Source organism: Sphingomonas sp. AP28 (assembly GCF_056680455.1).
On the sequence record NZ_CM155283.1, the window covers coordinates 2,080,616 to 2,095,827 of the forward strand.

Here is a 15,212-nt window from a genome sequence, read left to right on the forward strand (position 1 = left end):
CAAAATAACGGGACTATCGGTTTTCCGCGTTGCCTGCGGGACGGATGGCGATCGTTTTCGGACCATAAGCGACGTCGACGTGATAGGCAGTCTCCACCGCCTTCAGCACGCGGTCGGTATCCGAAACATGGAAGCGTCCGCTGATCGGGAGCGCCTGTAGGGCAGCATCCTGCAACAGGATCGGCCGCGCCGAATACCGCTGCACCTTGCCGATCAACACCCCAAGCGGAATATCGGACGCCTCGAACCATCCAGACTTCCAGGCGGGCGCGCTGACCGCGATACGCGGTTGCGCCGTGACATGGCCGTCCACGACGCGCGCACCGTCGCCCTTGCGCAGCACGAGGTCGGCTTCATCGGCCACGCCGACCTCCACCGCGCCGCGATACACTGCGACGGCGGTCCGCGTCGGACCCTGGCGATCGACGTTGAACGCCGTGCCCAGGACGCGCACCGTGGTGGAGCCGCTCTCGACCCGGAACGCTCGGGCACTTTCATGGCGAACGTCGAAATACACTTCGCCTCGCACGAGCTCGGCGTTGCGTTTCCACGGCAAAATCTGCACGCGAAGCTCGGTATCGCCGCTCATGTCGACGCGAGATCCGTCCGCCAGGACAACGGATCTGCTCTTGCCGGCAAGGGTACGATAAGTCGTCGTCGACAACGCTGGCAAGATCAGTACGATCGCGAGCAACAGCGCGCAGGCCGCGGCCGCGAGTTGCGGCAGAGTGCGCCACGTTCGCCGGGGTCGCGCGCCCGATGCCAGCGGCGCGAGCCCGGCGGCGGGTGCGCTTTCAGCGTGGTTTAGCGCCTCGACTAACGCTTCGGACTGCCACAATGCCTGCAGATCGGCAAAGACCTCCCGATGACGCGCCGACGCTGCCATCCAGGCATCGAAGGCTGGCCCCGCCGCGGCGTCGAATACCGGCTGGTTGATACGGTCGATCCAGGCGGCTGCTTCCTCCGCGATCTGGCTCTCACGGTTCATCGCACATTTCCAGAAGCGCACGCCTCTCCCGGCATCGCCTTGTGGAGGTCTGCCAGGCCACGCGTTATGTGCTTCTCTACCGCCTTCGGGCTCAACCCCAGTTCCCTCGCTATCGCGGCACAACTCTGCCCCTGCAATCGCCGACGGACAAGCACGTCGCGGCGCAGCGGCGGCATCGCCGCAAGCGCTTGCCGCAAGATCGCGACCTCTTGCCGACCAACCAGCACCCGATCGGGCAACGGCGCATGGCTGACGGGCTCTTCCTCGCGTTCGGCGACATAGCGGCTGTCGCGGCGATGATGGTCGATCAGCAAGTTCGCAGCGATCCGGAAGCCCAATGCATAGACGCTCACCAGTGTCTGCACGCGACTCTGGTGCACCAGCCGCGACAGTGTCTCCTGCACGACGTCCTCGACCACGTCGGTGCGGTTGGTGCGCGCCCTCACGTATCGGCTCAACGTCGCAGCGATTGCGCGCCAATCCTCAGAAGGAGCTCCCTTACAGCTCTTAATCTGGTGCAGTATGGCGGGCATGGAGTATCCGGGTTGCTGGTCCCGCCGACCTAGACCGCGTTTGTGACAATCTCGGTGAGATCGGTAGAAGTGCGACAAGTACACGGTCGCGTTTGCAGACGCACGAGTAAGCAACCGGATTGCAACATCTGTGTAACATAAATGAAACTAAATAGATTGTCGGGTTTATCGCCCGGGATTCGTCTTTCCCGCAAACCATCTGGGGGAAGACATGTTCCACAAAATTCGACGCTCGCATCTTTTGCTTAGTTCCGTCGCGCTGTCCGTCTTGGTCAGCGCGCCTGCTGTCGCGCAGGCGGCGTCGGCGCCGCGCCAGTTTACTTTCGATGTGCCGGCTCAGGACCTCGGCAACGCGCTGTTGGCCTTTTCGCGCCGGACTGGTCTGCAGCTCGCCTCGTCACCGTCGCTATTGAAGGGCGTGCGTGGCCAGCGCCTGCGCGGGCGGATGACCGCCGAGGAAGCACTCGCGCAGCTCACAGCGGGTAGCGATCTGGACGGCCGGATCGTTGACGGTACGGTAACGGTGGTCCGCCACATGCGCTTCGCCACGGCGGGGGCGCCCGTCCCTGCCGTGGCACTTGGCGGCGTGTCCCCACAGGTAACGAGCGCGTCGGACGTGCAGCTCGAGAACGGCACCGATATCGTCGTCACGGGCTATCGCGAGAGCATCGCCAAGGCGCAGCAAATCAAGAAAGCGGCGACCGGATCGCAGGACGTCATCCTGGCGCAGGACATCTCCGCCTTTCCCGACCAGAATCTTGCGGAAGCGCTGCAGCGCATTCCCGGCGTCGCGATCACGCGAGACAGCGGCGAAGGCCGGCAAATCTCGCTGCGCGGGCTCGGCGCGGATTTCACGCGTACCCAGCTTAACGGCATGGAGGTGCTCACCAACACCTCGTCGGGGCTGGACAGCCGATCGTCGGTCAGCCGTTCGCGTTCTTTCGATTACAGCATATTTGCCTCCGAGCTCTTCAACAAAGTCGTGGTCGAGAAATCCTACGCAGCCGAGCAGGACGAGGGCGGCATCGGCGGTACCGTCGGCCTGCACACCGCCAAGCCGTTCGACTATGCCGGGCTTACCGTCGTCGCGTCCGCCAAGGGGCAGACGAACCAATATACCAAGGATGTCACGCCGCGGCTGGTAGGGCTGATATCGGACCGCTGGGGAGATTTTGGCTTCCTGGCATCGGTCGCGTACAGCACTGCGGACACGGTCGAATTCGGCTATCGCAACTGGAACTGGTCGCAGATCAATTTCGGCCCTCGCAATGTCGGGCCGACCGTCTCGGCGGCGGACCGCGCGCTGCTGGTGGGTGCGACCGGCGCCAACAGGATCTGGAACAGCCGCGCGCAGACCTATGCGACCTTCTTCAACAAGCGCGAGCGACTGGGCCTGACCACGGCACTGCAATATCATCCCAACGACCGCACCGACGTATCGCTCGATGTGTTGTACGGCAAGCTGAATAACGATCGCACCTCGGGCGTAATCGGTGCAGCGGGTACCAACGGCGTCGCGGCCAACAACGTCACCGGCACGCAGGTGCTGACTGGCGTGACCTTCGACAATTACAACGACATCGTCGGCGCATCGTTCGATCATGTCGACATGCGGACCGAATCGAAGATCACGCATGACCAGACGACCTTCTGGCAGGCGGCGCTGAACGGCCACACAGATCTCAGCAGCAACCTGACGGTCAATTTCCTAGGCGGCTGGTCGAAATCGACGTTTGATTCAGACTATGCCCAGGTGTTGCTGGAGTCCGTCGACAAGAGCTACTCCTTCTCCGGCCTGAACACGGGATCGCCGCGCACCAGCTACGGCTTCGACACGACCGACGCGTCACAATGGGACCTGCAGGGCCTCGAAACCCGCGCCGATCGCATCACGAGCGAATTCTACAACAGCAAGGCGGAACTCGCCTGGACCGTCGGCTCGGGTTCGACGATCAAGGCGGGAGCCGGGTTCAAGCGTTTCACGAACAGCGGCTGGCAGCGCAAGGTCAACCCGAACTACGAGGACAAGCCGGGCAACCCCGACGTACCGACCAGCGTCCTGTCGAACAGCACCCTCGCCCCATACATTATCGGCGACGTGGCGGAGACCTACGCGCTGCTCGGCCAGAGCACGACCGTGGATGCGAGCCGCACCGTCACCGGCACCGCCTACGACCTGCTCGAGAAAACCTATGGCGCCTATCTGCAATACGACCTCAAGACCCAACTCGGCAGCGTCGGGCTGCGCGCCAATTTCGGCGTGCGCTATTACCATACGGACCTTGGTTCGTCGGGCACGGCGCTGGTCGGCGGCGTGCTCGTGCCCGTAGACGTGACCAACAGCTATGACGGCTTCCTGCCCGCGGCGAACCTGGCGTTCGACCTCAGCCGGTCGCTGGTCTTTCGCCTGAGCGGCAACCGCAATTTGAGCCGCCCCGCGCTGAACGACATGCGCGCGGCGGGCACGCTCAACCTCGCTACGTTCGGCGGCACGGTTGCCGCAGGCAATCCCAACCTCGCGCCCTTCAAGGCGGACTCCATCGAGACCTCGCTGGAATATTATGACGGGCAGCGCGGCTCGCTCGCGATCGGCGCCTTCTACAAGAAGATGGACTCGTACATTACCTCGGAGACGCGGCTCGTCGCCTACGACACCACGGGATACCCCGCCGCGCTGCTGCCCCCCGGCGTCAGCCCCTCCGTACTGGTGAACTACACCCGTCCGATCAACGGGCCAGGCGCGTCGATCAAGGGCATCGAGATCGCGGCGAAGCGCGACTTCGACTTCCTGCCCGCGCCGTTCAACAAGCTCGGCGTGCTCGGCAACGTGACCCTCGCCAGGGGATCGAGCGACGTGTTTTACTCGGGAGTCGCGGTCCGCCTGCCCTTGCCGACGCTGTCGAAATTCTCGTCCAACGCGACGCTCTATTACGATACCGATCACTGGGGGGTGCGCGGCTCCCTGGCGACGCGGTCGCGCTATCGCTGGGGTGATGGCGGCAACGGCAACATCGGCGAATACATCAAGGGCACGACGAACCTGGACGCGTCCGCCTATGTCAATCTGACGCGGCAGTTCAAGCTGTCGCTGGACGTGATCAACATTACCGACGAGCCCATCGTCCAATATGCCGACGGCACCGCCAAACGCGTGATGACCAACACGGTGAGCGGCCGGACATTCGCATTTGGGGGGACCATGCGGTTCTAGCGAAAAACAGGAAGGGGCAAGCGCCGCAGTGCCCGGGCCTGCCCCTTCCCCCGGCTAGTCTCGTTCAGCCGGTCAGTCTAGAACGTGTCGTGCTACGATCCGATGGTCGGACGCACCGGCACTTTTGGTCGACAGCCGCTATCAGCACTAAACACATTTCGATGTTAGTACGTCCGCAGTCTCGACCACAGTCGGACATTGGGACGGGATAAAGGTAGCACGTTAGCCGCCATTCTTTCCGCGCGGCAAATAGTGAGCGGGGGTTTCGGATGCAAAAGGTTCGTGGCTCGGATGCGCTACAGACGTGGCAGTCTCCGTAATATTTTTTGACGGGTTACTTAAGCCAATATTTCTTGCCACCTTTTGGTCGAATAGACTGGGTGCCCCACATTGGGGGTGGATTGTTTTTGACTGTTTCTTGGTCGGTACGGCGGAATTTTTTCCGATCTCGATTAGCGTTGTTTCGCGGCCCAACTTTCATATTAGTCGGCTTGCAAGGGTCGCTGTTCTCGGTCGGGGCTTACGCGGATAATATTACGTCGAAGATGCTGCGCGACTTGGGCGCAGAACGGCGTATCCAGCACAGCTTCACCGATCCAGTTCATCATGCCCCCGAAGAGTTTCAGGTCTTTTTGCACGCCGCTGCCTTAAACGATGTGTTCCGTTTGCGTGGAGCTACAAGTCTCTAAGCTTCTATCAGATACCACCCGACGCGGCGATAAACGTCTTGCCGCAAGTTGGCTAGTTGAATGCCTCTCAATAAGGCGGCTGCATCGGGCCGGTAGGCGGACTGCTCAGGCGACCGCTTTCGCTAACCGCGTTCCAAAAGCGGACAGGCGGCTTTCCACCAATTTTAACGAAATGCACCCCGTCGGCTTGCGCCAGTTCCGTCGCGATGCAAACCGTTCACATCATCAGGCATGTTCAGCAGCCATGCGTTAGCCATAGCGGGATGCCTCCCCTATGCAGCTTTCATGGCAAGCTCAATCATCAAGCTGTTCAGCGGCGGAAGACGGTTCACTCGTTTCTGGGACCGGCTCGAGCTATCGCTGCACGAGGCGTGTGAGATTGAGCTCGCACGTGGCGAGTCGCTAACGCAAGGCGCTTTATTTTGGCGCCTGCGTAAGCGCTTCACCCTGGACCCGGTTGAACTGGGCCACCTGCAAAGCATCACCATCCAACACGCACAGTCCGAGTTCACGCAAGGCGCCAGCCGCATGACGGGTTACCGCGCCAGCGCGCACGTCCCTTTCTCTGGCAGCAAACTCCTGCTGCAATCTCAGCCTGAAACAGGATTCCAGTTTGGGTTCCGCGGGAAGGTTACCAAGAGCGCGCTGCACCTGCACGCCATGCTGCCTGACCTCGATGGTCGGGAGTTTGCTAGCGCCATCGAAACGGAACTGGCCCGGATCAGACCGCTGCTCAAAGCCTTCCGCAGCACGGTCCATGCTTATGACGAGCGCCTGCGCAGCCGGGTTGAAGCAAAGATTAGATCATTCTAAGGATCATGCTTAGACGCCGTTGACGTATATGCATTTTACGTCTAACTGTCGTGGACATGGATGATACAGCCTTCCTCGAAAGCTACGACCCTGCCGCGTTCCCGCCCCTCGCGGTCGCCGTGGACGTCGTTCCCCTCACCTTCACCGCCGGCGCGCTCCATGTTCTGCTGAACAGGCGCGCCGAAGCACCGGCCCGCAACCGCCTTGCCCTGCCCGGTACCTTCGTTCGCGCGGACGAGGATCTTGGCGCTGCGGCACAGCGCGCCCTGCGCGACAAGGCTGGACTTGATGCGCCGGTGCGCCAGTTCCATGCCTTTGGTGCGGTTGATCGTGATCCGCGCATGCGGATCGTCAGCATTGGCTACATGGCCGTTGTCGATGCCGAAACCATGGTGCGCGGAAGTGATCTGACCGGCGCATGCGAATTGCTGCCAATCATCGACGGCATGCTGCGCAGCGCGACCGGCCGCCGCGCATCGCTGCCGTTCGACCACGACGCTATCCTAGGTAGCGCACTGGCGGATCTGCGCCGCGATCTCGACCGCGATGACTGGGCGTTCGGCTTGCTTTCTGAAACCTTCTCGCTGCGCGAGTTGCAGACGTTGCACGAGGCAGTCCGTGGCCAGACGCTAAACAAGCCGGCCTTCCGCAAACGTCTCATCGAGAGCGGCCGGCTGGAAGCGACCGGAGAGATGGAGACCGGCAAGGGCTTCCGCCCTGCCGAACTGTACCGGACAAGGAGGACAGACGATGCCGCGTAACGATCAACCGAGCCGGCAAGGCGCACGTGCACGCACGAGCGTGTCGCACCCGCTCCAGATCGCCACAATCGCAGCGGGTCCGGGCCTCGGCCGGGTCGGTATCACCTTCTGCCCTGGTAAGTGTCAGCCTCATGCCGCGACCGGCGCATGGGCACGCGATCTCGCCACCGACATTGCAGCGATCGCCATTTGGGGCGCAGCCAGCGTCGTGACGCTGGTGGAAGATCACGAGCTTGTCGCGCTCGACGTCGCTCTCCTTGGTGAAACGGTACGCGCAGCGCACATGGAGTGGTATCACCTTGCCATCCGCGATGTGTCCGTCCCGACCAGTGCGTTCGAGGTTGCCTGGCAGAAAGCCGGACCGGCGTTGCGTGATCAGTTGCGTGCCGGCTTTGACGTGCTGGTCCACTGCAAGGGCGGCCTTGGCCGAGCCGGGGTGATTGCCACCCGGCTGCTTGTCGACAGCGGCTGGCGGCCCCAAGATGCCCTGGCGGCAGTGCGTGCAGCACGCCCCGGTGCCGTCGAAACAGCGGCGCAGGAGGCGTATGGCCTAGGACTGACGGCCGTGCCCGAACCAGTGCCGCATCGCTCGCCCGATGCCATCCGGGACCGCCGCCGCGGCGCGCTTCTCGGTCTGGCAGTCGGTGATGCGATCGGCACGACGCTGGAGTTCAGCCGCCGCGACAGCGGCGCCCGGGTGGATGACATGGTCGGCGGTGGTCCGTTCGGTCTGCAGCCCGGCGAATGGACCGACGACACCGCGATGGCGATGGCGCTTGCCGATAGCCTCGCTGCTGATGCAGCCCTTGATGCGCACGACCTCATGCACCGGTTCGTCGCGTGGTGGCAGCATGGCGACTACAGCTGCACTGGCCGCTGCTTCGACATCGGCATCACAACCCGAGAGGCACTCGCACGCTTCAAGCGCAGCGGTGATCCGTACGCCGGCAGCATCGATCCGATGAGCGCCGGCAATGGCTCGCTGATGCGACTGGCCCCGGTGGCGATCCGCCACTGGCAGAACCGCGGACAGCTTGGAGACGCGGCGGCGCGGCAGAGCCGCACCACTCATGCCGCCCCCGAAGCGGTGGCTGCCTGCGTGGTGTACGCCGACATGCTGGCTGACGCGCTTTCCGGTATGTCGAAGCACGACGTGCTCGAAGCAGCCCGTAGCACCAGCGCGCCGGCCATCGCTGGCGTTATTGGCGGCAGCTGGCGGGGAAAGCCTCGCCGGGACATTCGCTCATCGGGGTATGTCGCGCATTCTCTTGAAGCGGCCCTGTGGTGCGTCGGCCGTACGACCAGCTTTGCATCCGCTGTTCTGCTTGCGGCCAATCTCGGCGACGATGCCGACACCACGGCAGCGATCACCGGGCAACTCGCGGGCGCGCTCTATGGCGCAAGCGACATTCCCGAAGCCTGGCTGGAGCGCCTTGCCTGGCGCGACCGGCTGTCCGCGGCGGTCGATACGCTGGTCGATGCCGGTGAAGCTGCATGACTGAGGCAGCAGCGAAGCGGATAGCTCCTGCGGATACGCAGGGCAGTGTCTCGCGCTGGGAAGCCCTGTTCGAGTGTCCGGCACCTCAACGGCTGCCTGGCGTGGTCGAACAGGCAGTGGCGTGGCGCGATCAGGTTCTGCTGCACGGCGACATTCCTGCGACCATTGCGCATGATCTGCAACTCGCCGCGGAACACGCGTTGCAGCGGCGCGGGGTAAACCGGCAGCCGAATCTATCGAGCTTATCTGCTGCGGTATCAGTCCCCGCCCCGGCCCTTCATCATGACGGCGTAGGCGACGCCAGCCCGGCTGACGCTTTAGGAGCCACTTCAACCCGGCAGCCAACCCGCGCAGGTGCCGCGTCTCGCGCGCGCGCCCTGCCACCGGCAGCAAGTCAGCTGCTGCCAGGCAGTCAGCTCATCAAGGCGCATGGCGGTCGCAACCACGTCGTCGGCGTCGAGGCGGATGGCTTCCGCTACGAAGGTGAGCTGTTCAGCTCGCTGTCGGCCATCGCCAAGCATATCACCGGTACCCACTGGAACGGACTGCTGTTCTTTGGCCTGAGGAAGCGGCGCAGCTATCCGCCCACACCCCGCCGTCATGGCTGAGCTGCGCCGGATCCGCTGCGCGGTCTACACTCGAAAGTCGAGCGAGGAAGGCCTCGAACAATCGTTCAACTCGCTGCACGCGCAGCGCGAGGCGTGCGAGGCATACATCGCCAGTCAGAAGCATGAAGGCTGGCAACTCATCCCCACCGCTTATGACGATGGTGGCTTTTCGGGCGGCACCATGGTGCGCCCCGGACTGAAGGCACTGCTCGCCGATGTCGAGGCCGGGCTGATCGACACCGTCGTCGTCTACAAGGTCGACCGGCTTACCCGCGCGCTGTCGGATTTTGCCCGCATGGTCGACCGCTTCGATGCGCAATCCGTGTCGTTCGTCAGCGTGACGCAGGCGTTCAATACCACGACCAGCATGGGCCGCCTTACCCTCAACGTGCTTCTGAGTTTCGCCCAGTTCGAACGCGAGGTCACCGGCGAGCGTATCCGCGACAAGATTGCGGCCTCCAAGGCCAAGGGCATGTGGATGGGTGGCGTGGTGCCGCTTGGCTACGATGTCGTCGACCGCATGCTTGTCGTCAACGAGGCAGAAGCCGTCCAGGTACGCAAACTCTTCCAGCTTTACCTCAAACATCGCAGCGTCGACGACGTGGTTCAGGCCGCGGGTCACGCCGGCATTCGGTCGAAGCGGCGTGTCGGTGCCGATGGGGGAACGACAGGCGGCACCAAGCTCAGTCGAGGCTCGCTTTACTCGATCCTCGCCAACCCGATTCATGCCGGCGAGATCGGCCACAAGGGCAAGCGCTATCGAGGGCAACACACGCGCATCGTCCCGGCGGACCTCTACGACCCCGTGCAGCGGCTGCTCGAAGCCAATCGGCGCAAGGCACGCGGCACCACCTCGACAGTGTCCGGGCTGATCCTCTCAGGTCTCGTCCAGGATGCCGCTGGTCAGCGGATGACGGCGACCCACACCGGCAAGGCTAACCGCCGCTACTGCTATTACGCCTCGGCCGCGACGCGCGTGCCTGCAGGTGACCTCGACAGCCTCGTCCTCAGTGCGCTCGAACAGACACTCGCGTCCCCTGCCCGGCTGGCAGCTGCCCTCCCGAGTCTCGACCTTGTTTCGCCTGCCGTCATCGCCGCCGCGGCTGCGGCTGGCAAAGAGATCGCCGCTGCGCAAAGCGAGGCCAAACACGCCTTGGTCCGCGGCCTCATCAGCCGCGTCGTGGTCACCGATGCAGGCGTCACCACGACACTGAACCTCGCCGCCCTGGGCCTGGATACCGAAACCGGCACGATCGTCACGCCGGCAAGCCTTGGCCGTACCAAGGCACGGCTGACACTGGTCGTGCCGGGGCATGCGAGTGCGAACCCGGACAGCAGTCTCATTGCGGTCGTCGCACAGGCACGTGGCTGGCTGGCGGAACTCACCAGCGGACGGCAGACATCCATCCAGGGCATCGCCAGCGCCAGCGGGGTGACGTCCGCCTATGTCCGCCAGCTGATGGGCGCTGCTTTCCTGGCGCCTGATCTTGTTACCCGCATCGTCGAAGGTCGCCAGCCGCCGTGGCTGACGCTCGCCCGGCTCAGCGCCATGCTGCCGCTGCCTAGAGACTGGGCCGCGCAGCGCAGCCTGTTCGCCGCACCAAACTGACGCTTTCGCGTCGTTTTTGCTTGCGTCTCATCCGACGTCAGACGATCACCGTCGCGCTCCCGAGATACGCGGGAGCGGGGCTTAGTAACCTCTTCAAGGAGTCAGCCGGTCACCATCAGGGGGCCGGGTGGCATGCGCGCATGTCCAGCCGGCAACGGTAAAGGCGCATGCGCTTGTTGGACTCCTGCAGGTTACTAACATCCGGCTTCGGCCGTCGCCCCGAGAGGAACATAGGGGCGACTATCGGCAAAGCTGAACGTGGCGCCCCGCTAAAGGGGAGTTTCGCATGATACTTGTACGGGAGGTTGCTGCGCTTGCCCTGCCACTGATGGTCGGCGCCTGTAATCAGGCGATGTCGGTCAACGGTATGCAGAAGCGCGAGCCGGTGCTTGTCGCCGACAGTCCGCGTGATGGAAATGTGATCATAGCCTGCGTGTCAGCCGCCTGGCTGAAGCTGGGTGGTCCAACCCCCAAGTCCGTACCGCGCGAAAACGGTGCAATGCTGGTTCTTGGCGATAGTTTTCCCATGCTGCTGGTCGACACGACACCCATCGCCACGGGCACCCACGTGATCATGCATCAGTTCAAGACCATGTGGTCCGACAGTGACCGCGCCCGTGTCGACGAGGTGCGGACATGTCTGTGAACCCGCCCCTGCAGGGCGGCCGCCGCTTGCCGCGCCGTCAATATTTCGACCCCGAGCAAATCACTGCCATTTATGAAAATCCGGTGACCGGCTGGCGCGAGTCTGTGCCCAACCGCGCATGGCTGTGGATGCTGTTGTTCACAGGCTTCTACATGGCAGCGCGTGGCCTGTGGCGGCCGCTGGGCTTGCTGCTCCTGGTGCTCTTTGGCACCGGGTTCTTCTTCTGGCCGATACTTTTGATCGTAGCGCCAGCCTGCTGGATCCTGTCCGCCGTCAAAGCGCAAAATATCTTCCGCGACCATTATATGCGCCTTGGCTGGTACGAGATCGATCCATGGCAGCAGGACGACGAGGAGTGAGCGAAGGCGTTGATCAATCGTTTGTGGGACTACGCTTGCCAGTCCGAACAACGCTTAGCCAATATGCGCAACGGCTTTACCGCCGCCAGCGATATCTGACCCAGTTGAGTGCTAGTTGGTGGCACATTGCATTGAACGCCTGAAACTCAGCCGTCACTTGATCTAGCCGGCGCAGCAGCTCGGCACGTGCGATCTCGAGATCTGCTATTGGATCTGACCTCCCCATTTTGGGCAGTCGTACTCTCAGCTCAATGACGCCTTCGTCCAGGATGGCACGGAGAACCCGTTTATAAGGTCTTGCGCAGGGGCCAACAGGCCAGAGCGTTGGGTCCCCTTCATATGCAGCCGTGATGGCGTACCCAGTACGGCCATCTGTTTCACCGACTTCCACCGTGTCGGTCCAGGCACTGGTGATCACGATGGGTCGCACGATGATTCGTTCCGCAAGCAGACTAGCGGTAGCTTCAAAATGAACGGACATTGACCCGGCTGGACCACCCGCCTCTCTCCACAAGTCACGCCGGAGTTGATTTGCGTGATCAGACTTGTGCCGCGTCAAAAAGGGACCAAGCGGTCGCCCTAGAATGTCCGATCCGATGAGTTCGCAGGGCTCCACAGGCTGCCATGGCGCCGGCGGGGGTTGGAAAAAGGCCAAGCCAACAGCGCACCCTTCCTCCTGATCAACGTCGAGTCGCTTAAAATTCTGCGATGCCTGCAAAGCAGTTGCTGTGCCGTGATGGCCCGGCGTAATCCAGTGCTGATAGGTACGGTAAAGCAGCTCCTCCGGTAACGTCTCGAATCCTCCAGCAGTCAACTCTCGATTGAGGCGATCAAGATGGCGCTGCTGATTATAGAACCGGCGTGTGCGGTGATCATCCGCTAGCATTCCTTGTAAATCCGCCAGCAATTCATCACGATTACATATTGCTTTGTTTACAGGGCCAAGTCTTTGCTTTAGGTAGATAAGATTATGGCACGCCCTGCATTTCCAAACCGCAGATACGAAGAATATCTTCTGAGCAGGACCGCCGCATTGCTGGCAGACAAAGCTCTTTCTCACAACGTGAGGATTGCGTCTCGTACAAACAACGTCGAAGCGTACCGACTCCTTTGCAGCGTCGATGTTTGCCGAGCCACCAAACTCGTAGCCGACTACTGCGTAACTTTTGTCCAGCGAGACCAACTGAGCGCGTCCGACGAGCATGCCTCGCTCGTTACGCCATTCGCATATGCCGCTACCTGCCCGCAGGCTTCGCTCGGCTTGCAGGATATCGAGCGCAGGAAACGCCTCACAATGAGGCTTGCCCCGCCGGGTAGATCGCTGACCCATATGCCCGCTCCAACTGCTGCCTCGAATCGGCCCTTTTTTTACGGTCCGAGAGTTTCGTGACCTCTAATCTAAATCCTATGTCAAACACATCGGCAATGCCTTCAAGCAGCAGGCAACAGAGATTGCGCAGTGAAGGGCGATATGGGGCATGAGAGACGCAATGGGGCGCAGCTACGCCAAATAGCACCAGAAACAGCGTCTATAGACGCGGCGGGCCGAACCTAACGCGCGGCAATGAAACGAAATTCTCTTGCTGACTGCAAGCACCGTCGGACGGTGTGGCGGAGCGGGTGGGATTCGAACCCACGATACGCTTTTGACGTATACTCACTTTCCAGGCGAGCGCCTTCGACCACTCGGCCACCGCTCCGCATTGCTCTGGAAGCGGGTCTGCTAGTGCGGGTTTCGCGCGCGCGCAAGCGATTGCGTGCGGGGACGGCCTCGGGCAGTCTGCGGGGATGTTGAATATCCTTCTCGCTGCCATGCTTGCGCAAGCCGTTCCGGCCGCCGCGACGCTCCCGTCCGATCCGGTTGCGGCGGACTGGGTTGCGGTCCCGGACGACGAACTATTGGTCTTCACCCTGGCCAATGGGCACCGGTTTACCGTGCGGCTGGCGCCTCGCTATGCGCCGGTGCACGTCGCGAACATACGCAAGTTGGCGCGTGCGCATTGGTGGGATGCGGGGACGAGCGTGTACCGCGTTCAGGACAATTACGTCGCGCAATGGGGCGACGCGACGGAGAAGAAGGCGCTGGTTGAGGGTGTGGTCGCGAATCCACCGGCGGAATACTCGCATGCCGGACCGACGACGGTGGCGCGGCTGTCGCAGCGCGATCCTTATGCCACATGGGCAGGGTATAGTCGCGACGGCTGGCCACTCGCGGGCAATGGCGCGACCGAGTGGGTGCCGCATTGCTATGGGATGATCGGCGTAGCGCGCGATCTGGCGCCGAGCACGGGGAGCGGCGCGGAGCTATATACCGTGATCGGGCATTCGCCGCGTGCGCTCGATCGGAACATCGCGGTGGTCGGGCGCGTGATCGACGGCGTCGAGTGGCTGTCGTCGTTGCCGCGCGGGACGGGGGACCTGGGGTTCTACAAGACCGACGGCGAGCGTAGCCCGATCGTGTCTGAACGCCTCGCGAGCGAACTACCCGTCGCCGAGCGACAGCATTTCGAATATCGCGCGGCGGATAATGCGCGTTTCGTGGCGTGGATCGCGTCGCGGGAGAACCGGGCGGGGCCGTTCTTTACCGTGCCTGCCGGGGGCGCCGACATCTGTGCCGCGCTGCCCCCGGTGCGTAAAGCGCCCTAGCGGATGACGGGCGGCTTGCCGAACAGGCCGGCATTATAGTCCTCGATCGCGCGGACGATCTCTTCGCGGGTGTTCATGACGAACGGACCGTGGGAGACGACGGGTTCGCCGATCGGGTCGGCGTGGCCGTACAGGATCGTGGCGGGGGCTTCGGTCGTGACGGTGATGGTGTCGCCCTCGTTGCTGAACGTGGCGAGGTGGTGTGGCTTGATCGGCGTGTCGTTCGCCGAGGGCGAGCCGGCGACGACGTAGAAGAAGACCGCGCGGCCGGTTGGGGCTGGCAGGTCGAGCTTGGCGCCGGCTTCGAGTTCGACGGTCATCATCGCGACGTCGGTCAGGGATTCGATCGGGCCTCGCTCTTGGCCGAAGCTGCCCGAGATCAAGTTCACGGTGCCACCCTCGACCGGGATCGCGGGAATATCCTCGCGCTGGAGGCCGGTATAGGCGGGCTTGGTCATCTTGAGGCGGCCGGGGAGATTGACCCAAAGTTGCAGGATCTCCAGCGGGCCGCCGTCGCGCTTGAACGATGCGGGCGAGATCTCCGCGTGGATCAGGCCCGAGCCCGCGGTCATCCACTGGATGCCGCCTGCGCGGATCACGCTCTCGTGGCCGCCGCTGTCGAGATGCGCCATCTCGCCTTCGAGGATGAAGCTGACCGTCTCGAACCCGCGGTGCGGATGCGGGCCGAACGGGAGGCCGTTATTGCCGGGACGATAGGTCTGCGGACCGTGATGGTTGAGGAACAGGAACGGATCGACCTGCGGCAGGCCGGGCCCCGGTAGCGGGCGTCGTGTCACCAGGTCGGCGATGTCGTCGCGCTGGGCGGGATACTGGTTGAGGATTTGGCGCAT

Annotated in this window: 13 protein-coding genes and 1 tRNA gene; 9 read left to right on the forward strand and 5 right to left on the reverse strand. The window is 62.9% G+C overall.

Annotation, left to right across the window (positions count from 1 at the left end; all coding sequences use genetic code 11):
* Positions 1-13: 13 nt before the first annotated feature.
* On the reverse strand, positions 14-988 hold the full coding sequence (locus tag AC1MH0_RS09410; RefSeq protein ID WP_480965653.1) for a FecR family protein: 975 nt from the start codon (positions 986-988) through the stop codon (positions 14-16).
* Positions 985-1,521 carry an RNA polymerase sigma factor gene (locus tag AC1MH0_RS09415; protein ID WP_480965654.1) on the reverse strand — a complete coding sequence of 179 codons (537 nt, stop codon included), beginning with the start codon at positions 1,519-1,521 and terminating at the stop codon, positions 985-987. Before AC1MH0_RS09415 ends, AC1MH0_RS09410 begins: the two co-directional genes overlap by 4 nt.
* A gap of 241 nt (positions 1,522-1,762) precedes the next feature.
* Between AC1MH0_RS09415 and AC1MH0_RS09420 the strand changes: the two genes are divergently transcribed.
* The 8 genes from AC1MH0_RS09420 (at position 1,763) to AC1MH0_RS09455 (ending at position 11,715) form a co-directional block, all read left to right on the forward strand.
* Complete coding sequence (locus tag AC1MH0_RS09420) at positions 1,763-4,732, forward strand: TonB-dependent receptor (protein ID WP_480965655.1); 2,970 nt, start codon at positions 1,763-1,765, stop codon at positions 4,730-4,732.
* Positions 4,733-5,706: 974 nt separating this feature from the next.
* Positions 5,707-6,234 (forward strand): hypothetical protein, encoded by a 528-nt coding sequence (locus AC1MH0_RS09425; protein ID WP_480962571.1) that lies wholly within the window; start codon positions 5,707-5,709, stop codon positions 6,232-6,234.
* 56 nt (positions 6,235-6,290) lie between these two features.
* Positions 6,291-6,995, forward strand: coding sequence for an NUDIX hydrolase (locus AC1MH0_RS09430; RefSeq protein WP_480965717.1), 705 nt, complete (start codon positions 6,291-6,293; stop codon positions 6,993-6,995).
* Positions 6,985-8,493, forward strand: coding sequence for an ADP-ribosylglycohydrolase family protein (locus AC1MH0_RS09435; protein ID WP_480962572.1), 1,509 nt, complete (start codon positions 6,985-6,987; stop codon positions 8,491-8,493). The genes AC1MH0_RS09430 and AC1MH0_RS09435 overlap by 11 nt, the downstream gene beginning before the upstream one ends.
* A complete protein-coding gene (locus AC1MH0_RS09440) occupies positions 8,490-9,101 on the forward strand; it encodes a DUF2924 domain-containing protein (protein ID WP_480962573.1) in 612 nt (203 codons plus the stop codon). The genes AC1MH0_RS09435 and AC1MH0_RS09440 overlap by 4 nt, the downstream gene beginning before the upstream one ends.
* Entirely contained in the window at positions 9,094-10,710 is a 1,617-nt protein-coding gene (locus tag AC1MH0_RS09445; protein ID WP_480962574.1) for a recombinase family protein, read from the forward strand. Before AC1MH0_RS09440 ends, AC1MH0_RS09445 begins: the two co-directional genes overlap by 8 nt.
* Before the next feature lie 286 nt (positions 10,711-10,996).
* Complete coding sequence (locus AC1MH0_RS09450) at positions 10,997-11,356, forward strand: hypothetical protein (RefSeq protein ID WP_480962575.1); 360 nt, start codon at positions 10,997-10,999, stop codon at positions 11,354-11,356.
* On the forward strand, positions 11,347-11,715 hold the full coding sequence (locus AC1MH0_RS09455; RefSeq protein WP_480962576.1) for a hypothetical protein: 369 nt from the start codon (positions 11,347-11,349) through the stop codon (positions 11,713-11,715). The genes AC1MH0_RS09450 and AC1MH0_RS09455 overlap by 10 nt, the downstream gene beginning before the upstream one ends.
* A gap of 76 nt (positions 11,716-11,791) precedes the next feature.
* Here the strand turns inward: AC1MH0_RS09455 and AC1MH0_RS09460 are convergent, their stop codons facing one another.
* Positions 11,792-12,919: a hypothetical protein gene (locus tag AC1MH0_RS09460; protein ID WP_480962577.1), complete on the reverse strand. Its 1,128-nt coding sequence runs from the start codon at positions 12,917-12,919 to the stop codon at positions 11,792-11,794.
* Between the two features lie 405 nt (positions 12,920-13,324).
* Positions 13,325-13,415, reverse strand: a tRNA-Ser gene (locus AC1MH0_RS09465).
* 88 nt (positions 13,416-13,503) lie between these two features.
* On the opposite strand from AC1MH0_RS09465, the gene AC1MH0_RS09470 reads away from it, so the two are divergent.
* The gene (locus AC1MH0_RS09470; RefSeq protein ID WP_480962578.1) at positions 13,504-14,361 is read left to right on the forward strand and encodes a peptidylprolyl isomerase; all 858 of its coding nucleotides are present in this window, start codon (positions 13,504-13,506) and stop codon (positions 14,359-14,361) included.
* On the opposite strand, the gene AC1MH0_RS09475 is transcribed toward AC1MH0_RS09470, so the two are convergent.
* On the reverse strand, positions 14,358-15,212 hold the full coding sequence (locus tag AC1MH0_RS09475) for a pirin family protein (RefSeq protein WP_480962579.1): 855 nt from the start codon (positions 15,210-15,212) through the stop codon (positions 14,358-14,360). The genes AC1MH0_RS09470 and AC1MH0_RS09475 overlap by 4 nt on opposite strands.

What these genes read in the sequence shown, in the direction of transcription:
- AC1MH0_RS09410 (WP_480965653.1), bottom strand. Translation starts at nt 988, where the DNA reads ATGAACCGTGAGAGCCAGATCGCGGAGGAAGCAGCCGCCTGGATCGAC.
- AC1MH0_RS09415 (WP_480965654.1), bottom strand. Translation starts at nt 1,521, where the DNA reads ATGCCCGCCATACTGCACCAGATTAAGAGCTGTAAGGGAGCTCCTTCT.
- AC1MH0_RS09425 (WP_480962571.1), top strand. Translation starts at nt 5,707, where the DNA reads ATGGCAAGCTCAATCATCAAGCTGTTCAGCGGCGGAAGACGGTTCACT.
- AC1MH0_RS09430 (WP_480965717.1), top strand. Translation starts at nt 6,291, where the DNA reads ATGGATGATACAGCCTTCCTCGAAAGCTACGACCCTGCCGCGTTCCCG.
- AC1MH0_RS09435 (WP_480962572.1), top strand. Translation starts at nt 6,985, where the DNA reads ATGCCGCGTAACGATCAACCGAGCCGGCAAGGCGCACGTGCACGCACG.
- AC1MH0_RS09440 (WP_480962573.1), top strand. Translation starts at nt 8,490, where the DNA reads ATGACTGAGGCAGCAGCGAAGCGGATAGCTCCTGCGGATACGCAGGGC.
- AC1MH0_RS09445 (WP_480962574.1), top strand. Translation starts at nt 9,094, where the DNA reads ATGGCTGAGCTGCGCCGGATCCGCTGCGCGGTCTACACTCGAAAGTCG.
- AC1MH0_RS09450 (WP_480962575.1), top strand. Translation starts at nt 10,997, where the DNA reads ATGATACTTGTACGGGAGGTTGCTGCGCTTGCCCTGCCACTGATGGTC.
- AC1MH0_RS09455 (WP_480962576.1), top strand. Translation starts at nt 11,347, where the DNA reads ATGTCTGTGAACCCGCCCCTGCAGGGCGGCCGCCGCTTGCCGCGCCGT.
- AC1MH0_RS09460 (WP_480962577.1), bottom strand. Translation starts at nt 12,919, where the DNA reads ATGCTCGTCGGACGCGCTCAGTTGGTCTCGCTGGACAAAAGTTACGCA.
- AC1MH0_RS09470 (WP_480962578.1), top strand. Translation starts at nt 13,504, where the DNA reads ATGTTGAATATCCTTCTCGCTGCCATGCTTGCGCAAGCCGTTCCGGCC.
- AC1MH0_RS09475 (WP_480962579.1), bottom strand. Translation starts at nt 15,212, where the DNA reads ATGCGCCAAATCCTCAACCAGTATCCCGCCCAGCGCGACGACATCGCC.